A 20326-nucleotide genomic window follows, 5' to 3' on the forward strand; every position below is an offset into this window, starting at 1 on the left:
TGGGCGAAAACTGGGCCGATTCGAAATCGGGGAGCGCGGGCATGACCGGCAGCGATACAATGGACAAGACGGACCTCGACCCGGCCGGCGTGCGCGCCTTCCTGGCAGACAACCCCGATTTCGTGCGCGAGGACGCAGAGCTCCTGGCCCTGATCGCGGAACGCCAGACCGAAGACGGGGTGATCGATCTCGGCTCGGCGGCCCGCGAGAAACTGCTCGAGGAATTGCGTCAGCTCAAGGCGCTCAACGCTTCCATCGTCGAGACCGCCCGCGCCAATCTGGCCACCCAGTCGCAGATCCACATGGCGATCCTGGCGCTCCTGGAGGTCGACAGCCTGGCCGCGCTGGACCACAAGATATCCAGCCGACTCACCGGTGCGCTGGGTGTGGATGTGTGCCGTATCCTGATCGAAGGCCATGCTCCCCTGAAGACCGGCGAAAGCCTTCTGGGCGCGGCCGAGGGTTTTGTCGGCGAAGTGCTCGGCGAAAAGGTGGAACGGCTGGGTCCGGTCGATCCGGAAACTGCCCATGCGCTCTACGGCCAGCAGGGTGCGCGGGTGAAGAGCGAAGCCATCGTGCGGCTGGATTTCGGGGGTCATGACGGGCTGATGGCACTGGCGGCACGCGATGCGCAACTCTTCCAGTCCGGCCAGGGTACGGAACTCCTCAACTTCCTCGCCCGCGCCGTGGAACGGATGATCGTGCAATGGCTGCACAAGGCCTGAGCCTGCATCTGTCCGAGGCGCTGGCCGCCTTTTACGCCCATCTGGAAGGTGAGCGCCGCCTGTCGCCGCGCACGCTGGATGCCTATCGCCGCGATCTAGACGGGTTTGCCGCGTTCATGGGCCTGCATCTCGCAGCCGATATCACCCTGGCGGACCTTCAGGCGCTCAGGCCCAGCGATTTCCGCGCCTGGATGGCCGACCGGCGCCGGTCGGGCCTGGCCGCCCGCTCGCTGTCGCGGGAATTGTCGGCGGTGCGCACCCTGTTTTCCTACCTGCAGCGGCGCTGGCAGGTCGATGTCCCTGCGCTTTCCCTGGTCGAAAGCCCCCGGTCGACACCGTCCAAGCCCAAACCGGTCAGCGAGGACGCAGCGCGCGCGCTGATCGAGGAGACCGGCAAGCGCCAGGCCGCAGGCTGGATCGAGGCCCGCGATGCAGCGGTGTTGCTGTTGCTCTATGGCTGCGGCCTGCGCATATCCGAGGCGCTGGGCCTTGCAGGTCGGGACCACCCGCTGGGCGAGATACTGCGCATTACCGGCAAGGGCTCGAAAACCCGGATCGTGCCGGTTCTGCCAGCGGTGCGCGAGGCTTGCGCCAAATACGTGGCCGTGTGCCCCTTCGATCTGGAGCCGGACCAGCCGCTGTTCCGGGGCGCGCGCGGCGGCGCGCTCGGAGCCCGCACCGTGCAGGCGCTGATGCAGGAATTGCGCGGCCGGCTGGGCCTGGCCGACAGCGCCACGCCGCATGCGCTGCGCCATGCCTTCGCCACACACCTCCTGGCCCATGGCGGCGACCTGCGCGCGATCCAGGAATTGCTGGGTCATGCCAGCCTGTCGACCACCCAGGTCTATGCCGATGTGGAGACGCAACGGCTGATGTCGATCTATGAGGGCGCACATCCGCGGGCGCGGCGGGACTGAGACCCTATTTCAGGCACCCGTAGACCGCCTCGATGAGCCGCACCGGCCGGGGATCGCCGGCAAGATAGTGCATCTGGCGGTTCATGACATAGGCCCCGGTGACGCCATTGACCGGATCGGCGAAGGCACAGGATCCGCCCCAGCCGGAATGACCCACCGTTTGCGGTGTGGGGCCGTAAAAGCCCGGCCGCGTATTGCGCATGATCCCGGCGCCCCAGGACAGATCGAAGGGCAATACCTTGTCCGGCCCGGCGACGCGTTCCCTGACCAGGTCCGCCAGCGTTGCCTCGGAAATGAAACGCTTGCCATCCAGCTTGCCGGCGTCGGCATAAACGGTCATCAGCCGGGCCAGGGCCCCGGCGGTGGCATGGGCGTTGGCAGCGGGGAATTCAGCCTTGCGCCATTCGGTGGCGCCACGGCGGCCCGGCGAGGACCAGGCCTTGAGAAAGGCCAGTTCGCGCGCCCGGCTGGGCTCGCCCAGATCCGGCAATCGCTTGGGCATGGCGTGTTCGGCGGTGCGGCCATGCTCGCTTTCCGGCAGACCGACATGGAAATCGATTCCCGCGGGACCGCAGACATCTTCGCGCAGGATGGCGCCGATCGACCGTCCGTCGGTCCGCCGGGCCAGCGCGTCGGCGATGAAGCCGAACGTGACCGGATGATAGCCCGAACCTGTACCCGGCTCCCAGAGTGGTGCCTGGCGGGCCAGCTTGTCCTCGATCTTGCCGGCGTCGAACCAGTCCCCCGCATCCATTTCCTCGGCGATTCCGGACAGGCCCGCCTGGTGCGACAGGGCCTCGGCGACCGTCACCGCGGATTTTCCGCCGGCGGCGAATTCCGGCCAGTAGTCGGCCACGGGCGCGTCATAGTCCAGCAGTCCCTTGTCGACGAGCTTGGCCATGACCAGTGCCGCGACGGCCTTGCCGGTCGAGTAGACCGGCACCAGGGTATCGGCCTGCCAGTCCCGCGATTTCTTGCGATCGGCCCAGCCGGCATGAATCTCGACAACGCACTCGCCGCCCGCACGCAGGGCGAAGCCGGCGCCGATCTCGTCGAAATCGGACCAATTGGCGAGGAAGGCATCGCGGACGGGCTCGAAGCCGGGCGCGACATGGCCGTGAACGGCGGGCAAGGTGTCGGTTGTCATGAACCTTGGCTAACGCCGCCCGCCCGGCGGATCAAGCCAGGACGGCGGTGGATTACCGGCCCGGCTCGGCCGGCTCCTCCACCCGCATCAGCCGGTCGGCAGCTGCCCGGGCAAAACGCAGGGTCAGCGCCTTGCGGCGGGCGGGGGCAAGCGGCTGTCGCGGGCTTTCACGCACCACCGCACCGCCGAAGGCATCGGCCACGATCAGGCCGGCATGATCGGGAATCAGATCGTGCGGGAAGCGTTGCGAGACAGCGAAATAGAGCCGTTCGCAATAGCCGGTGTAGTTTTCCCATTTGCTGTCGGCCCGGAAATCGGCCACGCCGGACTTGATCTCGACAATGGTGATCTCGCCCTTGCGCCCCAGCGCGGCGAGATCGGCCCGGCGGCCGTCGGGCAGGATGAATTCGGGAATGGCGGAGAACCCCATTTCCCAGAGCAGGCGGGCCGCCCCGCGCATCAGCGCCTGGGCGTCGTCGATATCCGGATTGGCGGCGGATGACACGTCCTGCAGGTCCATGGCGGCAGCATGTTCCATATTTGTTCACACTTCAAGTGCGGGCTGACAGGCGGCAAGGCGGCCGTTATACGGGGCCGATGACCAAGATCGCCAAACTCCTGCCGCCCTCGCTCGAGGATTTCGAGACCCTCGCCGCAAGGGCCTATGACGGCCTGCCCGAGGGCTTTCGCAAGATGTGCGGCCGGGTACAGATATTCATCGCCGATTTCGCCGACGACGAGACACTGAAGGAACTCGATATTGACGACCCTTTCGAGCTGACCGGTGTCTATTGGGGCGTCGACCTGTCGCAGAAGTCCGTCGCCGATCCCTCGCCCGAACCCGACCGGGTCGTGCTGTTCCGCCGCCCCATCCTGGACGAATGGGCCGAGCGCGGCGACATTCCGCTTGGCGAGCTGATCACCCATGTCCTGGTGCACGAGATCGGCCATCATTTCGGCCTCTCCGACGACGACATGCACCGGATCGAGGATCAGGCCTGATCGCGCGATGCCATCCTTCCCCTTGATGGGGAAGGTGGGCCGAGGCGAAGCCTCGGGTCGGATGGGGTGAATCCCGGTGGTGGAAAGCCAGCGGACACCTGGCTCCCACCCACTCCACCACGGCTTCGCAGCGGTCCCCTCGCCCATCAAGGGCGAGGATGAATGCGGCTCACCCCTGCGCCAGAAAGGCCTCGACCCAGGCCGGCACCGCCGTGGAGGCCGGACCGGAAACATGGCTGTCGAACAGCGGCGAGGTCTCCGTCTGGGCCAGATTGATCTCGGTGAGATGGGCGCCGGCGCGCTTGGCGACCTCGGAGAAGCCCGCTGCCGGATAGACTGTGCCCGACGTGCCGATCGCCGCGAAATGGGTGCAGGTTTCCAGGGCCTGGAAAATCAGGTCCATCTCCAGGGGGATCTCGCCGAACCAGACCACGTGCGGCCTCAGAAAGCCGGGCTGCTGACAGCGCGGGCAACACGTGCCCGTGTCCAGTTCGCCGACCGCGTCCGTCACGGTGTGGCAGCCCAGGCAGCGCATTTTCTTCAGTTCGCCGTGCATGTGCACCAGGCGTTCCGATCCGGCCTGCTCGTGCAGGTCGTCGACATTCTGGGTGACCAGAAGGAAGTCGCCACCGCGCGCCAGCCAGGCCCGTTCCAGCTGCGCGAGTGCGGTGTGCGCGGCATTGGGCCGGGCCGCCGTCAGATTGGCGCGGCGGGCATTGTAGAACGCATGGACCCTGGCGGGCCGGGCGGCAAAGGCTTCCGGGGTAGCCAGCTCCTGCCAGTCGAATTCCGCCCACAGACCGTCCGTATCGCGGAAGGTGCCCAGCCCGCTCTCCGCGGAAATGCCGGCGCCGGTGAGGATGACGAGCGAGCCTGCCATGGGCGCGAGTTAAGCGTGCTTGGCGGTCCGGGTGAAGTCCTCGCCATCACCTTGCTTGTCATCACCAAAACCAAAAAGGCCCCGCCGTTTCCGGCGGGGCCTCTTGAACCTGTGTGAAGCGGGAAAACCCTACTTCTTCGCTTCGCGGCGCTCGATGCCGCGGCCGGTAACACGTTCGGCGATACGGGCCGACTTGCCGCGGCGGTCGCGCAGGTAGTACAGCTTGGCGCGGCGGACCTTGCCCTTCCGCTTGATCTCGATCTGCTCGACATTCGGCGAGTAGACCGGGAAGACACGCTCGACGCCTTCGCCGAAGGAAATCTTGCGGACGGTATAGCTCTCGTTCAGGCCAGCACCGGAACGGGCAATGCACACGCCTTCGAAGACCTGGATCCGTTCGCGATCGCCTTCCTTGATGCGAACATGAACGCGCAGCGTGTCGCCGGCGCTGAAATCCGGAATGGTCTTTTCGCCCAGGACGCGGGCGGCTTCTTCTTGTTCAAGCTGCTCGATCATGTTCATCGTGCATTCTCCTTGCGCGCCTTGTACCTCTGCCAGAGGTCGGGGCGCCGCGCCTTCGTAATCTCTTCCGCCTTTTCCCGGCGCCAGGCCTCTATCTGGCCGTGATGCCCCGACAAAAGGACCTCCGGGATCTCCTCGCCCTCGAATACGCGCGGTCGCGTATAATGAGGATACTCGAGCAGATCGCCCTCGAAACTCTCGTCCTCGGCCGATACCGGGTCGCCAAGCACGCCGGGAAGCAAGCGCACACAGGCCTCGATAAGGACCTGAGCGGGCGCCTCGCCCCCGGCCAGCACGGCATCGCCGACACTGACCTCTTCCATTTCGCGGCTTTCGATGACCCGTTGATCGAGCCCTTCGAAGCGTCCGCAAAATACGACAACGCCAGAACCGGCCGCCCACTCCCGGACCCGGGATTGCGTCAGCGGTCGTCCTCGCGGCGTCAAATAGATCAACGGCCGTTTCCCGCCTTGCCAGCGGGACTGAACCGTATCAATCGCCTCCGCAGCCACATCCGGCCGGAGCACCATGCCAGCGCCTCCGCCAGCCGGGGTGTCGTCCACGGAGCGGTGCTTATGACGGGAAAAATCCCGGATGTCCACAGTTTCAAGCGCCCAAAGCCCACGATTCGCAGCTGTGCCGATCAGCGATACACCCAGCGGGCCCGGAAAGGCCTCAGGGAACAGGGTGAGGGCCGTGGCGGTCCAGGGCGGAGCGATGGTGGGCGTGTCTGTCATTCCGGCACCCCGCCCGCCTCTTCCTCGGCCTTGCTTCCCACCTCTTCGGGCGGATCGATGGTGATGATGCCCTCGGCGATCGAGACATGCGGCACAAAATCGCGGGTGAAGGGGAGCATCCAGGAGCCGTTGCGGCCGGGCGTTCCGGAGATTTCCAGCAGATCGCCGGAGCCGTAGTCGAAAATCGCGCGAAGCGTGCCCATCGGGCTGCCGTCGAGCCCCTGAACGGCAAGGCCGACCAGGTCGGCATGATAGAACTCATCCTCCCCGAGCACGGGCAGGGCGGCGCGGGGAATGTGGAGTTTGGTGCCCTTGAGGGCCCCGGCCTGTTCCCGGGTCAGGGATTCGGCGAAACGGACGATGAAACCGTCCTTCACCGCGCGCCAGCTTTTCGGGGTAAGGACCGCCCTGCCGTCCACATCGAGGAAGGGCCCGTAGGCAAACGCATCCTCGGGTTCGCCGGCGAAACTCTTCACCTTGCACTCGCCCTTCACGCCATGCGCACCGGCGATGGCAGCGATGAAGACGAGGTCGTCGGCAGATGCGGTCATGGCTTCGGGTCCGGACTCCGTCCTCCCCCTTGATGGGGGAGGGGGACCACGGCGCAGCCGTGGTGGAGGGGGTGGGGGCGAGGTGTCTGAACGGGCAGACACCGGGATTCACCCCTTCCGCCCGGCTGCGCCGGACACCTTCCCCGTCAAGGGGAAGGATGGGCGCAGCACGGACGTTGAACGCAGTCCTATTCGGACTTTTCTTCTTCCGCGGCGGCTTCTTCGGCCGGCGCTTCGGCTTCGGCGGCCGGGGCCTCCTCGGCGGGCGCGGCCTCTTCAGCCGGAGCTTCGGCCGCAGCCTTGGCTTCCTCTTCTGCCGCCTTCAGCTCGGCTTCCTTCTCGGCGCGTTCGGCTTCGCGCTCCTTGGCTTTCTGGCCCGGCTCGGCCTTCTTCGGGTTGTTGCCCTGTTCCCACTTCCAGGCATCGGCCTCGATGTCGTGGATGAAACGGCCGACACGATCGGTCGGCTGGGCGCCCTTGGCGATCCAGGCCTTGGCCTTTTCCATGTCGATCTTCACGCGCTCGCCATCCTTGGGCAGCATCGGGTTGTAGGAACCGATCTTCTCGATGAAGCGGCCGTCGCGCGGCGAACGGCTGTCCGCGACGACGATACGGTAGTAGGGACGCTTCTTGGCGCCACCACGGGCGAGACGGATTTTCAGAGCCATGATTTAAGTCCTTCAGATAAACGCTCGAAAACAGGGATTACTTCTTCGGCAGCCCGCGCGGCAGGCCATCGGGCCCCAGACCCCCGCCCAGGCCGGGCAGGGAGGGGGGTTGAGACGAACCGGAACCGCCAAGCCCCGGCATTTGCGTGCCCGACGGCGTCTTGCCGCCGAGCAGGTCCTTGGTGGCAGCGCCGAAATCGTCGGGATTCATACCACCGGGCGGCATGCCGCCGGGCATTCCGCCCATCATGCCGGCCAGGCCGCCACGCCCCTTCTTGCCGACCTTTTTCATCATGTCGGCCATCTGGCGATGCATTTTCAAAAGCTTGTTGACGTCGGCAACGGTGACGCCCGAACCGGCGGCGATACGCTTCTTGCGGCTGGCCTTGAGGATTTCCGGCCTGGCGCGCTCCTGCGGCGTCATCGACAGGATGATGGCTTCCTGCCGGGTCAGCATCTTGTCGTCCATCCCGGCGGCCGAGGCCTGGGCCTGCATCTTCTTGTTCATGCCCGGCAGCAGTCCCATGATGCCGCCCAGACCGCCCATTTTCTTGAGCTGGCCGAACTGTTCGCGCAGATCCTCCAGGTCGAACTTGCCCTTGGCCATCTTCCTGGCCATGCGGGCGGCTTTTTCCTGGTCAACATCCTCGGCGGCCTTCTCGACCAGCGAGACGATGTCGCCGCGGCCCAGAATACGGCCGGCCAGGCGCTTCGCGTCGAAGGCGTCCAGCCCGTCCGGCCTTTCCGAAACGCCGAGAAACTTGATCGGCAGGCCGGTGACATGGCGCATGGACAGCGCCGCACCGCCGCGCCCGTCGCCGTCCATACGGGTCAGCACCAGACCGGTGAGCGGCAGGCGCTCGTGGAAGCGCCGCGCGGTTTCCACCGCGTCCTGACCAGTCAGCGCGTCGGCGACCAGCAGGGTTTCGCGCGGGCGCGTGGCGTCGGCGATGGATTTCGCCTCGGCCATCATGTCTTCGTCGATCGAGGTGCGGCCGGCGGTGTCGAGAATGACGACGTCGAAGCCCTGCAGTTTGCCGGCATTCATCGCCCGTTTGGCGATATCGACGGCACGCTGGTTCGGCATGATCGGCAGGAAGGCCACATCGATCTGGCCTGCCAGCTGTTGCAGCTGTTCCATCGCTGCCGGACGGCGGGTGTCCAGCGAGGCCAGAAGGACCTTCTTCTTGTGCTTTTCCTGGATGCGCTTGGCGAGTTTGGCCGAAGTCGTGGTCTTGCCGGACCCTTGCAGGCCGGCCATGAGAATGGCGACGGGCGGCTCGCCTTCCAGCGCCAGGCCCTCCGGCTCGCCCTCGCCGCCCAGAAGATCGACCAGGGCATCGTGGACGATCTTGACGACTTGCTGGCCCGGCGCGACGGCGCGTATCACGTCTTCGCCGACGGCGCGTTCGCGGATCTGGTTAACGGCGGACTTGACGACGGGCAGGGCGACATCGGCCTCGAGCAGGGCCACGCGGATCTCGCGCAGCGCCGCATCGACGTCCCTTTCCGACAGCACACCGCGGCCGGTGAGCTTGTCGAATACGCCACCCAGGCGTTCTGTCAGTGCATCGAACATGCGTTCGTCCTCAAATCGCGTCCATCAGGCAATGCAAAGCGGCCCCGCTGAGCGAAGACTTCGCCGAGCGGGGTTCTCGCCGGTCTCCCCCGTCAGTTGGGACGGATGTACCGGTAAGACAAGCGTGTGAGCTTGCGTGATGAAGGCGCGGCAATACGCGCGCGGCGGCGCGGAGTCAAGCCGCTGTCAGATCCGGCGGGCCAGCCAGCCACGCATCAGGACGGCCTGGAAAAGGGGAACCGGACGGAAGAAACCGGCCTGCTCGATCAGACGCGTGTGCTCGCCGGGGCCGAGCAGGCTGACGCCGCGGGCGAAACTGCCCTTGTAGGCTTCGATCCCGGCCTCGTCCGCGCCGGCATAGCGGAGCGTGTCATACCAGGTCTCCATGATGCCGGCATGGTCTTCGCCCCCGGGATCGGAGACGAGTTCGGCCGTGACGAGGCGTCCGTCCGGCCGCAGGCGGCGGGCAATCTCGGCATAGAAGGCCTGCCGCGCGCTGCGCTCCAGAATGAAATGCGAGACCAGGAGGGCTGTCGCAGCATCAAAGGGCTCCGCCTCCGGAGCGCTGTCTAGGAAGCCTTCGTGGAACGTGCAGCGGTCGCCCATCCCCGCCGTGGCCACCGCGATCCGGCACTTGTCCAGCATGGCTGGCGCCGGTTCCACGGCATGAAAGGTCCAACCGGGGCGAAAGCGGGCGAGATCCAGGATTTCCAGACCGGTTCCCGCACCGACACACAGGATGCGGGCATTGTCCGGCAGGGAATGGAAGGCCGTGCGCGTCACCAGCAGCAGCGCATCGCGCAGGGCGGCGAGTTTTGCGAACCGGGCCTCATAGGTTTCCGCCTGTTCAGGGCCAAAGAATTCAGATGGATGGGGCTGGGTCATGCAGGCTGGCTCCTACAGCATGTAATAACATTACATGCACCCAACACCACTTCCGTGCCTTTATCAACGCCCTGGCCGGCGCGTGAATGTCGTGCCTATTTCGCCTCGGCGAACGTGGCCTCGTCCTCGGCCACAATGGCCGGGGCTTCGCGGAAACGGATACCGGGACCGTCGGAGCGGGCCGAGAGCAATGCGCCGAAGAGGGAGGCAAACAACAATCCGGCGGTCAGCCAGAGAAGTGCGGTCTTCGCGATCGTGCGCAGGGCGAAATCTGCCTTGGCCATTTTCTTCTCCACGTCCGGGCCGCTCCGCGGGGCCGTTTCACGGTATTCACGGCATGTGGCCACAAGGTGGCGGCACGCGCCGATTCCAGCGCCGAGTCCCTTAACGAAGACCTACCTCAGAACGTTCCGTGGGGATTCGTCGTTAACACTTGCCAAATTTGGCTAAAATTTGCCGCGCGATGCGGTCCGCCGGGAAATGGGGAGCCGCCCGCATGGTTTCAACCCCGTACAAGCCGCCGCCACAGCGCCGGTCCCCGCAGGATGAACCACAGGCCGGTCCATACATTTCCCAGAATGAGGATCGGCGTGATCCAGAACACGCTCGGCCAGAATTTCCGTTCCATTCCTGCGATAACGATTCCGGACAGGGCGAAACCGAAATAGAGATCGAACAGGGTGACCCACCCCCACGGATCCGTGACCAGCCAGCCGTCGGGCGAGAAGTTCCCGGCCCTGACGGCATGGGCAATGAGCGCCGCCAGGGCCAGGGTGGGTATGAGCAGGATCAGGCGCATCATGTGGAGTCACACCTCCTACTCGTCAGGGACGCAGGAATATACGCGCGACCACCCAGACCGGATCACCGTTCCGAAACTGCATCGGCCTCTATGAGGTCCGCTGCTCGGGCCGCTCCGGAATCCCCGGCGATCCGGCGAGCCCGTTCCGCACACCGGGCGGCAAAGGCCTCGCGCCCGACAAGCTCCTTGAGTGCGGCGGCAAAGCGCCGGGCCGTGAACCGGCGCGGCGAGAGCGGTGCCGGCCCCAGCCCCTGCTCATAGAGCCGTTGCGCCCACCACGGCTGGTCGGCCATGAAGGGCACAATCAGGCTGGGCCGGCCCGCGGCCAGCGCCGCACCCGTCGTCCCCGCGCCACCATGGTGCACAATGGCGGCACAGCGCGGGAACAGGCGATCGTGCGGCGCACCGTCCATAAAGTGGACATGATCGGCTGACCGATCGGGCAGGGCGGCCCAGCCGCGCGCGATCACACCGCGCAGGCCTGCCCGGGCGAGGCCGGTCACTGATGCGTCGACCAGACGCGAGGCGTCGCGCGTTACCATGGAGCCGAAGCCGACATAGACCGGTGGCGGACCCGAATCGAGAAAGGCGTCGAGTGCCCGATCCAGTCCTTCGCGGTCGCCCGGCAGTGTCCAGTAGCCGGTCATCTGGGACCGGCCGTCCCAGTCCGACGGCCGCGGAATGACGTGGGGAGAGATCGCCGTCAGGCGCAGGCACGGCCGGCCGCCCAGTTTCCCGTAGTCCAGTCTTCCGCCCTCCAGTGGCGGCAGCCCCAGCCGCTCGCGGGCGGTATTGATCCGCTTGGCGAACGGGTAGAGGGCAAACTGCAGGGGCAGCCAGCTCAGTCGATTCCAGAAGCGGCCGCGATTTCTCGCCAGGACGCCGGGCATTGGAAAGTCCGATGTCGGGGTAATGATGGGCAGCGGCGCGGTCATCACGAACCGGGCACCGGCCGCTTCCGCGCCGGTGGCCGAGAACTGGGCCTTGGGGTGGGCAATCACGATATCGGCCCCGCGTGCGCCCTCGATGCCCTCGGCCAGGATCGCCTCGATCATGGGGTCGATCATCGTCGCGCGGTGACGGAAGGCCAGGATGGGATGGCGGGTGACGCCCAGCGCGTCAGCCCGCCGCAGGAGCTCCGCCATATCGACGTCGAAGCATCGTGCCGTCAGGCCGTAGCCCTCGATCCAGGTACGAAAATCGCGCGGGGCCGACACGGTGACGCTGTGGCCGCGCGCCTCGAGTTCGAGCGCGAGGGCGAGATAGGGCTGCACGTCGCCGCGCGTCCCGAATGCGTGTATGGCGATTTTCATGCAAGCACCGGCCTCCCCGCCCTGCCATGTGAGCAAGGTGGCCAGGCATCGGTATCCGGTTCAATCGGTCAGATCACCGCCGGATCGCGGAAGCGTTCTTCGTCCAGCTCGCCTTCCCATTTCGCCACGGCTGTGGCGACGGCAGCGTCGCCGGTCACGTTCACGGCGGTGCGGGCCATGTCCATGATCCGGTCAACCGGCAGGATGAAGCCGACGATGATGGCCGTGTGCTCCGGCGTGACGCCGAAGGTTTCCAGCACGATGGCCAAGAGGAACAGAGACGCCGACGGGATCCCGGCCGCACCGATGGACACGATCGCCGCGGTAAAGGCGATCATGATATAATTCATGAAGGTGAGATCGTAACCGAAGGCCTGGGCGGTGAAGAGGGCGAGAATGCCCAGATAGAGCGCCGTACCGTCCATGTTGATCGTGGCACCAAGCGGCAGGACGGAGCCGGCAACGGACTTCTTGACGCCCAGATTGTCGGAGGCCGCCGCGATCGTCACCGGCAGGGTCGCCGAGGACGACGCTGTGGAATAGGCCACGGCGATCGGGTCGGTCAGACCGCGGAAAAAGCGCACGAGCGGCAGGTTCAAGATGACGCGGACCAGGAAGCCGTAGGTGATGACGGCATGGGCGATCAGGCCGATATAGACGGCGGCAATCAGGGTGAAGATCGCCTGCAAGGCCTCCAGCCCCTGGCTGGCTGCGGTGTAGGCCACCAGGGCGAACACGCCGAACGGTGCGACTTCCATCACATAATGCGTGATTTTCAGGACCACGTCGGACGCCGAGTTGAAGAGGTCTGCAACCGGCTTTCCGGCCTTGCCCACCGCGATGATGCCGACACCCAGCAGAAGCGAGAAGAAGATGATGGCCAGCACGTCCCCGTCGGCCAGCGCCGCTACGGGGTTGGTGGGAACGATTTCCAGAAGACGATCCGTAATGGACGGCGCCTCGGTGGACACCGGGGCCGGTTCGACACCTTCGAAATTGGCCCCCTCACCCGGCCGGAAGATGGTGCCAAAGGACAGCCCGATCACATTGGCGACGATAGTCGTGCAGAAATAGAGCCCTATGGTCTTCAGCCCCAGCGAACCGAGCTTGGACGGCTTGCCCATGGCAATCACGCCGGCCACCAAGGTGGTGAAGATCAGCGGGACGATGAGCATCCGGATGAGATTGATGAAGAGGTCGCCGACCGGGCGGACATAGGTCTCGATCCACGCCGTCGCCGCGTCCTGCCCGATCGTGTTCGACATTGCCAGACCGAACACGAGGCCCAGAGCCAGCGCCGCCAGAACGCGCTGCCACAGCTTGATCTTGAACCACCAGCCCATGCTTTCCTCCCCTTACGCGCGACGCCAAGCGGCCGCGCCAAGCCGGATCGCACACTAGTGGGTGTGGGCGAAGCGTCAATCGCACTGCGGAGTTGGGGCCGTATCAGCCCTTGCGGGGCGTGTAGGTCGCCTTGAGGATCGCGGCGGGGAGGCTGAGTATACTGCCGAACAGGCCGATCAGCAGGGCCACGCCGCTCCATGCACCGGGACCGGTCAGCAGGCCGGCCAGGACCAGCGCCAGCGACAAGACCGCCGGCGCAGCAATGCGGATCCAGGGCACGTCGTCATAGTGAGACGCCTTGAACATGGTCTCCCTGGAAAACCACATACGGCCGCCATGCTCACCGTCATCGGTGCGCGTGGTGCGCTTGGGCAGCGGATCGAGTGTATGGTCGATCATGGACATACACTCATTATACGGAATTTATACGGGCGCGCAATCCGGTCGTTGTGCACCCGTATTTCCGCCCGAATTCAAATCCCTGAGCCGGGTTCTTAACGAGCCTGAAAATTTGACAAAACTGTCAGAACCTAACTCTCGGCGGCGACAACGTGAGCCACCGCATTCACCGTCGCAGCGATACGGACCGCAGTCTGGATCTGCGCCGTCGTCAGGCCGTGCTTGCGCAGCTCGATCTCATGGCTGTCGATACACAGGCCACAGCCATTGATCGCGGAGACGGCCAGCGACCACAGCTCGAAATCCGCCTTGTCCACGCCGGGATTGGCTATCGCATTCATGCGCAGCTTGGCCGGCAGCGATCCGTATTCCTTGTTCTTCGACAGGTGCAGGAAGCGGTAATAGACATTGTTCATGCCCATGATCGCCGAGGCCGCCTTGGCCGCGTTCGCGGCTTCCGCGCTCAGATAGGCATCCGCCTCCGCGCGGATCGCTGCCAGCGTCCTGGGTTCGCCGACCGCATGCGCGCAGGCGAGGAAAACGCCCCACTTCTTCTGGTCGTCGAGTTCGGTTTCGCGCGCCAGGGAGGACAGGTTCAGTTTGAGATCCTTGGCGTATTCGGGGAGGTCGCTTTTCAGCGCGTCGAAGCTCACGGGTCGTCTCCATGGCTAGCTTGCGACAAGGTCGCATTTGCAATGTCGGGAGGATAAGAACCCCGGAGCCGTGTGGGTCACACAGAGGGCCGGCTCCGGGGCAGCCGGCGGCGCGGTTGGAGGGGCGCACCGCCGGACAGGGTCGGTCGTGCCTACGCGGCGAGCGTGTCGCCGCCGACGGCGCGGTTGCAGGGGCACAGCTCGTCGGTCTGGAGGGCGTCAAGGACGCGCAGCGTGTCTTCCGGATTGCGGCCGACATTCAGATTGGTCGCATAGACGTGCTGGATCGTGCCTTCATCGTCGACGATGTAGGTGTAGCGATAGGCGACGCCTTCCGGCGAGCGGATGCCCAGGCTGTCGACCAGCGAACCGGTCGTATCGGCGAACTGCCAGTGACCCAGCTTGTTGAGGTCGGGATGCTCGCGGCGCCAGGCCAGCTTGCAGAACTCGTTGTCCGTCGAACCGGTCAGAACAACGGCATCGCGGTCTTCAAACTCGTCCTTGAGATTGTCGAAGGCGACGATCTCGGTCGGGCAGACGAAGGTGAAGTCCTTCGGATAGAAGACGATGACCTTCCATTTGCCCGGAAAGCTCTCCTGCGTGAGCGGCCCGAACGCGCTCTCGCCGTTTTCCTCGTGTGCATTGAAGCCCGGCTTCACGCCCACAACTTCGAAATCAGGCAGTTTGTCGCCAATACCCAGCATATGACTCTCCATTTGAGGTGTCGCCGGCCGGCCGCCGGCGCTTGAGATGCCGTCCGTATGCCGCGCTGCACAAAATTAATCCAATGGATTGTTTTTGGGAAAGCCATAGTTATTATCTATAGCATGTCCACACTCCCCACACTGCGCCAGTTGCAGTTTCTGATCGCCCTGGCCGAGCATGGCAGCTTTTCCCGGGCGGCCGAGGCCGTCTTCGTCACCCAGCCCACGCTGAGCGCGGCAATCAAGGAACTGGAGATGACACTGGGCACCGTTCTGGTCGAGCGCGGTGCCCGCGGCGCAGTGCTGACCCCCGCCGGCGAGGCAGTTCTGGAGCGGGCCCGGCGGGTCATGGCCGAGGCCGAGGATCTGGTGATCGCGGCCCAGGCCGCCGGCGAACCGTTGAGCGGCCCCTTCAAGCTGGGGGTGATCCCCACCATCGCCCCCTTCCTCCTGCCCCGCGTCCTGCCGGCACTGCGCACCCAGTATCCACGCCTGGAAATCTTTCTGCGCGAAGACCTCACAGAACGCCTGTTCGATGCGCTGCGCGAGCGGCGGCTGGACGCTGCACTCGTGGCCCTGCCCTACGAGGCCTCGATGATCGAGACCCGTTCGATCTGGTCGGATGAGTTCCTGTTTGCCTGCACACCCGGTCACCGCCTGTCCGGCGCAGGCTCGCTGGACCCCGACGATCTCGCGGAAGAACCCCTGCTTCTGCTCGAGGACGGTCACTGCCTGCGCGATCATGCCCTGGCGGCGTGCTCGACGGGGACCGCCCGGTCGGACTTTGCCGCCACCAGCCTGCATACGCTGGTGCACATGGTGAAATCGGGTCTTGGGGCCACCCTCCTGCCGCGCATGGCAGTGGATGCGGGCCTGGTCGACCGGATGGAGCTGGACGTGCGGCCCTTCGAACCGCCGGTCGCCGGCCGCGAAATCGGCATGGCGTGGCGCAAGGGGTCGGCCCGGGCGGATGAGGCAATCCAGCTGGGCGAAGCGATCCGCGAAAGCCTTGTCGCGCCCGCGGCCGAACCGGCAACCGCCACCGAAGCCCCGGCGCCCAGCTAACCCCTTGTCAGGCCTGCAGGCAGGCCGCAAGCCGGCCGGGTTCCAGAAGTGCGATCTTGTCGACCGGTCCGGTCACGCGGAAGCGATAGCCACTGGTATCGACCGGCGGCGCGTCGGCCGTCATCAGGATGATATGCCCCGCATAACCGCTCTGCCCCAATGCGGGAAGCGTGTCGCCATAATCCTCATAGGGAGGCAGGCAGCGGTCCAGAAAGACATGGTCGTAGCGCTCGGGTCCTGCGGCGAGAAAATCGTCCAGCCGGGTGAACCCGTCGAACTCGGCGTCCGGCGACTGGGTCCCGCCCAATTCCCGCAAGATGACATGTTCCACCGGATCGTCGTCGATAATCGCAATACGCATGACTTCTCCCGGCCACGCACTCCCGTTGGCGAATCACGGCCCGGGGACCCACACTAAGGATGCAGCCGGTTTCGTAAACGCCGCACCGGGCCGGCCTGTGCCTAATGTCGCGCGGACACCGGCATCCCGGAACAAACCCCGGACGGGCAAATGAACGGCGAGCGGGCCTAGAACAGTTCCAGCACTTGTTCCGGCGGGCGGCCGATCATGGCCTTGCCGTTGTAGATCACGACGGGGCGCTCGATCAGTTTGGGGTTTTCCGACATGGCCTTGAGCACGGCCTCCTCGTCCTCAACGGCCTTGAGCCCGAGTTCTCGGTAGATCGCCTCATTCTTGCGCAGCCATTCGTGCGCGGAGGTATAGCCGAGCTGTTTCAGCACGGTCTTGAGTTCGGCCACGCTGGGCCGGTCGTCCATGTATTCGCGAACGGTGAGATCGCCGCCACGCGCCTCCAGCAAGGCCAGCGTCTGGCGCGATTTGGAACAGCGCGGATTGTGCCAGATAGTCGTCGAATCGCTCATTTCACATCCCTCAAGTCGAGCGATCAAAGCCGGTCTTGGTACACAACATCAAGTCTGGACCTGCATTTGATTGGAGTACGGAGCTCTAGGTATCGTTGTCCCCGGCCGCCGACAGCAAGGCCCGGGCTGCATCCAGATGCAGTCTCTCCACCATGTCGCCATCCAGCGAAATCACGCCCTTGCCGGCATTTTCCGGATCGGCGAACGCGGCAACGATGCGCGCTGCGCGCTCCAGCTCCGCCGCGGTCGGGCCGAAATAGAGATGGGTGAGATCGACCTGTCCGGGATGGATGAGCGTCTTGCCGTCAAAGCCCAGGGCCCGGCCCTGCTCGGCCTCGGCGCGGAACCCCTTGGGATCGCGGAAATGATTGTAGACGCCGTCAAGGGCATAAAGCCCGCGCGCACGCGCGGCACAGACAATGTGGGCGAGATGCGGCACCAGGGCGAGCCGGTCCTGTTCGGCCGAACAGCGCAATTCCTTGCACAGATCGTTGGTACCGGCGATCAGCCCGGCGAGGCCGGTTCCCGTGGCGCCGGCGATACCCCCCAGATTCATCAGCGCCAGCGGTGTCTCGATCATCGCCCAGATCGGGATGGAGGTGCCGTGCGTGCTGAGCGCGGAGCGCGCCTCGTGCAGGTCGCCGACCTGCTGGACCTTGGGCAGGACGACGGCATCGGCCAGGGCAGCGACGCGCAGATCGGCCTGGCCCCATTGCGTGTCCAGCGCGTTGATGCGCACGGCCCGGATCGCGCCGGAGGCGGACCAGATATCCATCGCCGTATCGACGCCGCTGCGCGCCTCCTCCTTTTCCTCCGGGCCGACAGCGTCCTCGAGATCGAGGATCAGGAGATCGGCGCCGACATGGGCGGCCTTGTCGACGGCACGCGGCTTGGAGGCCGGAACGAAGAGAGCGGAACGGATCAGTCGGCGCATGAAGGCGTGTCGGGAGGGCTTTAGCGGATGGGAAAATCGGATATAGCATGAAACCCATGCCTTTGGCGCTGATCCTTTCCAGTCTTGTGGCCGCATCCCGGGTCGGAGGCGGGGTTTCCGAACGCGTGCTCAACGCCGCGAATATCGACACCATGCTGGTCCCCACCGTGCTTTATGGACGCCAGCCGGGCTGGGGCGAACCCGGGGGCGGACCGGTCGAGCAGGACATGTTCGAAAGCGTGCTGTCGGGGATTTCCGATCAGGGCCTGCTGGACATCACGGATATCGTGCTGACCGGCTATTTTGCCGATGTCGGCCAGATCTTCGATACCGCAGCCGTGATCGACGTGGTGCGCAAGGGGCGCCGGACAAACAAGGGCGTGAAAGCCTTCGCTCCGGAACCGATTGTCGTGGTCGATCCAATCATGGGCGATGCGCCGGGCGGGCTCTACGTGCCGCCGGCCATCGCCGCGGGGATCAAGGACCAGCTCATTACCCGTGCCGACCTGATCACGCCCAACGCATTCGAACTGGGCCACATCACCGGCCGGCAACTGACCGATCTTGCCTCCATGGTCCGCGCGGCCCAGTCGACCGGCTGTCCTGCCCTGGTCTCGTCCCTGCCCCGGCACGGGCAGATCGGGGTGATGTATGTCGACAGCCAGGAAGCCTGGCTGGTCACGCACGACCGTATTCCCAACGCACCCAAGGGCACGGGCGACATTCTCACAGCCGCCTTCATTGCCGCCATTACCGGTGGCGCCGGTCCCAAACCGGCGCTCGAGCATGCCGTCGCGGCGACCGTGTCCGTCGTGCAGCGCGCGCACGAGTGGCAGGCGCCGGAACTGCCCATCGTCGCCGCTGCGGCGTTGTTGCGCGAGCCCCTGATGACCTTCGAGGCCGAGGCGCTCTAGGCAGTCTCCGGCCGGGCGAGAACCGTGTCCACTACCTGTTCGAACGCCTCGATCCGCGGCGCGAAGCGTTGCTCGATACCGGCGCGAACCCGTTCCGACGCCTTCTCCGGAGCACCGCTGTCGACCGGCGGACAGGGATCGTACTCCAGGCCGAGCTGGATCGCCTGCGCCATCATCTCGCCCGCAATTTCAACCGCGATCGTGAACGCGAAATCGATCCCGGCCGTCACGCCGCCGCCGGTGAACAGATTGCCGTCTCGAACCACCCGCGCCTTGACGGGCTCGGCTCCGAAACGGGCCAGATAGTCATGATAGCGCCAATGGGTGGTCGCCTTGCGGCCTTCGAGCAGGCCGGCCGCACCGAGTATGAAGGCTCCCGTGCACACGGAGGTGACATAGCGCGCCCCGGCCGCCTGGCGCTTCACGAAGTCGACGGTTTCCCCGTCCTGCATGGCCGCATCCACACCGAATCCGCCGGGAATGCAGATCAGGTCGAGACCGGGACAGTCTGCCAGCCTCGTGTCGGGCATGATGAAGGGGCCGCAATCTGTGCGTACGGGCGAAAGCGATTTGGCGACAAGGTGGACCTCGGCCCCGGGCAGGCGCGAAAGCACCTGCAGCGGTCCGGTAAAGTCGAGCTGGGTGAGATCGTCGAACAGCACAAAGCCAATCTTCAAGGCATCGGTCATGCTTGGGTCTCCTCGGGAAGGGGGGAACGGAAACGGGTGCGGTAACCGCTGGGCGAGATGCCGAGCTGACGCATGAAGGCACGATCCATGCGCTGGTGCGTGCCGAATCCGGCGGCACGGGCGATGGCGTCGATGCGGCCGCGGGTCTCCACCAGGAGGGCCCGGGCGGCGTCGATCCGGACACGTTCGACGAAGACGGCGGGCGAGGTCGCCATCTCGCTGCGGCAAAGGCGGCTGAGCGTGCGCGGCGACACGGCGAGTTCGTCGCACATTGCCGCCACCGACCAGTCGCGCTCCGGCTGCATGCGGATCGCCTCGGCGAGGCGGGCCAGACGGCGGTCGTCCACAGCTTGTGCGGCGAGATCGGAGGAGAATTGCGCCTGGCCGCCGGAGCGGATGCGATAGACAACATTCTCCCGCGCCACGGCCAGCGCGAGGTCCCGGCCGTGATCGGCCTCGATCATCGCCAGGGCGAGATCGATGCCGGCCGTAACGCCGGCCGAGGTCCATACCTTGCCGTCGCGGATATGGATGGCGTCCGGCTCGACGGCGATGTCGGGAAAGAGACGCTGCAGCAGCGCGGCCGAGCGCCAGTGCGTCGTCACCCGGCGCCCGGACAGACGCCCCGACGCGGCGAGCAGGAAGGCTCCCGAACAGACAGAAGCGATGCGGCCGGCGCGCTCGAACCCGGCATCAACAAGCGCCGCCAGGCCCGGGTCCTTCAGGGCCGCGCGCAACCCCACCTCCTCACCGCCGGCGGCGAGCACGGTAACGGCCGGTGAAACGAGCGCGCAGGCGGCCCCTGCCGAACAGTCGGCAATGACCGGCAGGCCCGAGGAACTCTCCACCGGCCCCGCCTGCGGCGCCGCGGTCTTGAGTGTGTAGAGCGTTGCGCCCGCCAGCCGGTTGGCGGCTGCGAACATGGCATAGGGGCCGGTCAGGTCGAGCAGCTGAAAACCAGGAAAGGTCAGGCAAAGCAGGGTCTCTGGCGCGTTCATGCCGCCAGACTAGACT

Annotated in this window: 26 protein-coding genes; 5 read left to right on the forward strand and 21 right to left on the reverse strand. The window is 65.6% G+C overall.

The window, feature by feature from the left end:
• The first annotated feature begins 41 nt into the window (after positions 1 to 41).
• Together Q1U94_RS05405 and Q1U94_RS05410 are read left to right on the forward strand one after the other, a co-directional pair.
• A complete protein-coding gene (locus Q1U94_RS05405) occupies positions 42 to 725 on the forward strand; it encodes a DUF484 family protein (protein WP_300542533.1) in 684 nt (227 codons plus the stop codon).
• Complete coding sequence (locus Q1U94_RS05410; protein WP_300542535.1) at positions 707 to 1642, forward strand: tyrosine recombinase XerC; 936 nt, start codon at positions 707 to 709, stop codon at positions 1640 to 1642. The genes Q1U94_RS05405 and Q1U94_RS05410 overlap by 19 nt, the downstream gene beginning before the upstream one ends.
• A 4-nt stretch (positions 1643 to 1646) precedes the next feature.
• Here the strand turns inward: Q1U94_RS05410 and Q1U94_RS05415 are convergent, their stop codons facing one another.
• Together Q1U94_RS05415 and Q1U94_RS05420 are read right to left on the reverse strand one after the other, a co-directional pair.
• Positions 1647 to 2789 carry a serine hydrolase domain-containing protein gene (locus Q1U94_RS05415; protein ID WP_300542536.1) on the reverse strand — a complete coding sequence of 381 codons (1143 nt, stop codon included), beginning with the start codon at positions 2787 to 2789 and terminating at the stop codon, positions 1647 to 1649.
• Positions 2790 to 2841: 52 nt separating this feature from the next.
• Positions 2842 to 3327 carry an MmcB family DNA repair protein gene (locus tag Q1U94_RS05420; RefSeq protein ID WP_300542538.1) on the reverse strand — a complete coding sequence of 162 codons (486 nt, stop codon included), beginning with the start codon at positions 3325 to 3327 and terminating at the stop codon, positions 2842 to 2844.
• A 59-nt stretch (positions 3328 to 3386) separates the two neighbouring features.
• Between Q1U94_RS05420 and Q1U94_RS05425 the strand changes: the two genes are divergently transcribed.
• Entirely contained in the window at positions 3387 to 3791 is a 405-nt protein-coding gene (locus Q1U94_RS05425) for a metallopeptidase family protein (RefSeq protein WP_300542540.1), read from the forward strand.
• 169 nt (positions 3792 to 3960) lie between these two features.
• Here Q1U94_RS05425 and Q1U94_RS05430 read toward each other — a convergent pair whose 3' ends face one another.
• From Q1U94_RS05430 to Q1U94_RS05495, 14 genes are all read right to left on the reverse strand, one after another.
• Positions 3961 to 4671, reverse strand: a complete 711-nt coding sequence (locus Q1U94_RS05430) for an NAD-dependent deacylase (RefSeq protein WP_300542541.1) — start codon at positions 4669 to 4671, stop codon at positions 3961 to 3963.
• A gap of 129 nt (positions 4672 to 4800) precedes the next feature.
• Positions 4801 to 5193, reverse strand: a complete 393-nt coding sequence (rplS, locus tag Q1U94_RS05435) for a 50S ribosomal protein L19 (protein ID WP_300542543.1) — start codon at positions 5191 to 5193, stop codon at positions 4801 to 4803.
• Entirely contained in the window at positions 5190 to 5930 is a 741-nt protein-coding gene (gene trmD / locus Q1U94_RS05440; RefSeq protein ID WP_300542545.1) for a tRNA (guanosine(37)-N1)-methyltransferase TrmD, read from the reverse strand. The genes rplS and trmD overlap by 4 nt, the downstream gene beginning before the upstream one ends.
• Complete coding sequence (rimM, locus tag Q1U94_RS05445; protein WP_300542547.1) at positions 5927 to 6481, reverse strand: ribosome maturation factor RimM; 555 nt, start codon at positions 6479 to 6481, stop codon at positions 5927 to 5929. The genes trmD and rimM overlap by 4 nt, the downstream gene beginning before the upstream one ends.
• 188 nt (positions 6482 to 6669) lie before the next feature.
• A complete protein-coding gene (gene rpsP, locus Q1U94_RS14110; RefSeq protein ID WP_366917260.1) occupies positions 6670 to 7149 on the reverse strand; it encodes a 30S ribosomal protein S16 in 480 nt (159 codons plus the stop codon).
• A 37-nt stretch (positions 7150 to 7186) separates the two neighbouring features.
• On the reverse strand, positions 7187 to 8728 hold the full coding sequence (gene ffh / locus Q1U94_RS05455) for a signal recognition particle protein (protein ID WP_300542549.1): 1542 nt from the start codon (positions 8726 to 8728) through the stop codon (positions 7187 to 7189).
• A gap of 186 nt (positions 8729 to 8914) precedes the next feature.
• Positions 8915 to 9613 (reverse strand): class I SAM-dependent methyltransferase, encoded by a 699-nt coding sequence (locus tag Q1U94_RS05460; RefSeq protein WP_300542551.1) that lies wholly within the window; start codon positions 9611 to 9613, stop codon positions 8915 to 8917.
• Positions 9614 to 9708: 95 nt separating this feature from the next.
• A complete protein-coding gene (locus Q1U94_RS05465; RefSeq protein WP_300542553.1) occupies positions 9709 to 9897 on the reverse strand; it encodes a hypothetical protein in 189 nt (62 codons plus the stop codon).
• A 218-nt stretch (positions 9898 to 10115) separates the two neighbouring features.
• Complete coding sequence (locus tag Q1U94_RS05470) at positions 10116 to 10415, reverse strand: hypothetical protein (protein WP_300542554.1); 300 nt, start codon at positions 10413 to 10415, stop codon at positions 10116 to 10118.
• 62 nt (positions 10416 to 10477) lie between these two features.
• Complete coding sequence (locus Q1U94_RS05475; protein WP_300542556.1) at positions 10478 to 11728, reverse strand: glycosyltransferase; 1251 nt, start codon at positions 11726 to 11728, stop codon at positions 10478 to 10480.
• Between the two features lie 68 nt (positions 11729 to 11796).
• Entirely contained in the window at positions 11797 to 13071 is a 1275-nt protein-coding gene (locus Q1U94_RS05480; protein ID WP_300542558.1) for a dicarboxylate/amino acid:cation symporter, read from the reverse strand.
• A 103-nt stretch (positions 13072 to 13174) separates the two neighbouring features.
• Entirely contained in the window at positions 13175 to 13471 is a 297-nt protein-coding gene (locus Q1U94_RS05485) for a hypothetical protein (protein ID WP_300542559.1), read from the reverse strand.
• A gap of 131 nt (positions 13472 to 13602) precedes the next feature.
• Positions 13603 to 14124, reverse strand: a complete 522-nt coding sequence (locus tag Q1U94_RS05490; protein ID WP_300542560.1) for a carboxymuconolactone decarboxylase family protein — start codon at positions 14122 to 14124, stop codon at positions 13603 to 13605.
• Positions 14125 to 14276: 152 nt separating this feature from the next.
• The gene (locus tag Q1U94_RS05495) at positions 14277 to 14828 is read right to left on the reverse strand and encodes a peroxiredoxin (protein WP_300542562.1); all 552 of its coding nucleotides are present in this window, start codon (positions 14826 to 14828) and stop codon (positions 14277 to 14279) included.
• Positions 14829 to 14951: 123 nt separating this feature from the next.
• Here Q1U94_RS05495 and Q1U94_RS05500 point away from each other — a divergent pair, with 123 nt between their 5' ends.
• Positions 14952 to 15893, forward strand: a complete 942-nt coding sequence (locus Q1U94_RS05500) for a hydrogen peroxide-inducible genes activator (protein WP_300542563.1) — start codon at positions 14952 to 14954, stop codon at positions 15891 to 15893.
• Positions 15894 to 15900: 7 nt separating this feature from the next.
• On the opposite strand, the gene Q1U94_RS05505 is transcribed toward Q1U94_RS05500, so the two are convergent.
• From Q1U94_RS05505 to Q1U94_RS05515, 3 genes are all read right to left on the reverse strand, one after another.
• Positions 15901 to 16254, reverse strand: a complete 354-nt coding sequence (locus tag Q1U94_RS05505; protein ID WP_300542564.1) for a hypothetical protein — start codon at positions 16252 to 16254, stop codon at positions 15901 to 15903.
• A gap of 167 nt (positions 16255 to 16421) precedes the next feature.
• The gene (gene arsC / locus Q1U94_RS05510; protein WP_300542565.1) at positions 16422 to 16775 is read right to left on the reverse strand and encodes an arsenate reductase (glutaredoxin); all 354 of its coding nucleotides are present in this window, start codon (positions 16773 to 16775) and stop codon (positions 16422 to 16424) included.
• A gap of 85 nt (positions 16776 to 16860) precedes the next feature.
• The gene (locus Q1U94_RS05515) at positions 16861 to 17709 is read right to left on the reverse strand and encodes a CoA ester lyase (protein ID WP_300542566.1); all 849 of its coding nucleotides are present in this window, start codon (positions 17707 to 17709) and stop codon (positions 16861 to 16863) included.
• 47 nt (positions 17710 to 17756) lie between these two features.
• Here Q1U94_RS05515 and Q1U94_RS05520 point away from each other — a divergent pair, with 47 nt between their 5' ends.
• The gene (locus Q1U94_RS05520; RefSeq protein WP_300542567.1) at positions 17757 to 18623 is read left to right on the forward strand and encodes a PfkB family carbohydrate kinase; all 867 of its coding nucleotides are present in this window, start codon (positions 17757 to 17759) and stop codon (positions 18621 to 18623) included.
• Here Q1U94_RS05520 and Q1U94_RS05525 read toward each other — a convergent pair.
• Both Q1U94_RS05525 and Q1U94_RS05530 read right to left on the reverse strand, forming a co-directional pair.
• Positions 18620 to 19312, reverse strand: a complete 693-nt coding sequence (locus Q1U94_RS05525) for a DJ-1/PfpI family protein (RefSeq protein WP_300542568.1) — start codon at positions 19310 to 19312, stop codon at positions 18620 to 18622. The two genes, Q1U94_RS05520 and Q1U94_RS05525, sit on opposite strands and share 4 nt — an antisense overlap.
• On the reverse strand, positions 19309 to 20310 hold the full coding sequence (locus Q1U94_RS05530) for a helix-turn-helix domain-containing protein (protein WP_300542569.1): 1002 nt from the start codon (positions 20308 to 20310) through the stop codon (positions 19309 to 19311). Before Q1U94_RS05530 ends, Q1U94_RS05525 begins: the two co-directional genes overlap by 4 nt.
• Positions 20311 to 20326: the final 16 nt, after the last annotated feature.

This window comes from Maricaulis sp. (assembly GCF_030149515.1).
In the GTDB taxonomy this organism is placed as follows: domain Bacteria; phylum Pseudomonadota; class Alphaproteobacteria; order Caulobacterales; family Maricaulaceae; genus Maricaulis.

Bases quoted from the DNA above. Each gene is read 5' to 3' on its own strand.
- ffh (WP_300542549.1), bottom strand. From the start codon at position 8,728: ATGTTCGATGCACTGACAGAACGCCTGGGTGGCGTATTCGACAAGCTC.
- Q1U94_RS05530 (WP_300542569.1), bottom strand. From the start codon at position 20,310: ATGAACGCGCCAGAGACCCTGCTTTGCCTGACCTTTCCTGGTTTTCAG.
- Q1U94_RS05425 (WP_300542540.1), top strand. From the start codon at position 3,387: ATGACCAAGATCGCCAAACTCCTGCCGCCCTCGCTCGAGGATTTCGAG.
- rpsP (WP_366917260.1), bottom strand. From the start codon at position 7,149: ATGGCTCTGAAAATCCGTCTCGCCCGTGGTGGCGCCAAGAAGCGTCCC.
- Q1U94_RS05410 (WP_300542535.1), top strand. From the start codon at position 707: ATGGCTGCACAAGGCCTGAGCCTGCATCTGTCCGAGGCGCTGGCCGCC.
- Q1U94_RS05480 (WP_300542558.1), bottom strand. From the start codon at position 13,071: ATGGGCTGGTGGTTCAAGATCAAGCTGTGGCAGCGCGTTCTGGCGGCG.
- Q1U94_RS05520 (WP_300542567.1), top strand. From the start codon at position 17,757: ATGAAACCCATGCCTTTGGCGCTGATCCTTTCCAGTCTTGTGGCCGCA.
- Q1U94_RS05420 (WP_300542538.1), bottom strand. From the start codon at position 3,327: ATGGAACATGCTGCCGCCATGGACCTGCAGGACGTGTCATCCGCCGCC.
- Q1U94_RS05525 (WP_300542568.1), bottom strand. From the start codon at position 19,312: ATGACCGATGCCTTGAAGATTGGCTTTGTGCTGTTCGACGATCTCACC.
- rplS (WP_300542543.1), bottom strand. From the start codon at position 5,193: ATGAACATGATCGAGCAGCTTGAACAAGAAGAAGCCGCCCGCGTCCTG.
- Q1U94_RS05505 (WP_300542564.1), bottom strand. From the start codon at position 16,254: ATGCGTATTGCGATTATCGACGACGATCCGGTGGAACATGTCATCTTG.
- Q1U94_RS05460 (WP_300542551.1), bottom strand. From the start codon at position 9,613: ATGACCCAGCCCCATCCATCTGAATTCTTTGGCCCTGAACAGGCGGAA.
- Q1U94_RS05475 (WP_300542556.1), bottom strand. From the start codon at position 11,728: ATGAAAATCGCCATACACGCATTCGGGACGCGCGGCGACGTGCAGCCC.
- Q1U94_RS05495 (WP_300542562.1), bottom strand. From the start codon at position 14,828: ATGCTGGGTATTGGCGACAAACTGCCTGATTTCGAAGTTGTGGGCGTG.
- Q1U94_RS05430 (WP_300542541.1), bottom strand. From the start codon at position 4,671: ATGGCAGGCTCGCTCGTCATCCTCACCGGCGCCGGCATTTCCGCGGAG.
- Q1U94_RS05415 (WP_300542536.1), bottom strand. From the start codon at position 2,789: ATGACAACCGACACCTTGCCCGCCGTTCACGGCCATGTCGCGCCCGGC.
- rimM (WP_300542547.1), bottom strand. From the start codon at position 6,481: ATGACCGCATCTGCCGACGACCTCGTCTTCATCGCTGCCATCGCCGGT.
- Q1U94_RS05500 (WP_300542563.1), top strand. From the start codon at position 14,952: ATGTCCACACTCCCCACACTGCGCCAGTTGCAGTTTCTGATCGCCCTG.
- trmD (WP_300542545.1), bottom strand. From the start codon at position 5,930: ATGACAGACACGCCCACCATCGCTCCGCCCTGGACCGCCACGGCCCTC.
- Q1U94_RS05405 (WP_300542533.1), top strand. From the start codon at position 42: ATGACCGGCAGCGATACAATGGACAAGACGGACCTCGACCCGGCCGGC.
- Q1U94_RS05515 (WP_300542566.1), bottom strand. From the start codon at position 17,709: ATGCGCCGACTGATCCGTTCCGCTCTCTTCGTTCCGGCCTCCAAGCCG.
- Q1U94_RS05465 (WP_300542553.1), bottom strand. From the start codon at position 9,897: ATGGCCAAGGCAGATTTCGCCCTGCGCACGATCGCGAAGACCGCACTT.
- Q1U94_RS05470 (WP_300542554.1), bottom strand. From the start codon at position 10,415: ATGATGCGCCTGATCCTGCTCATACCCACCCTGGCCCTGGCGGCGCTC.
- arsC (WP_300542565.1), bottom strand. From the start codon at position 16,775: ATGAGCGATTCGACGACTATCTGGCACAATCCGCGCTGTTCCAAATCG.
- Q1U94_RS05485 (WP_300542559.1), bottom strand. From the start codon at position 13,471: ATGATCGACCATACACTCGATCCGCTGCCCAAGCGCACCACGCGCACC.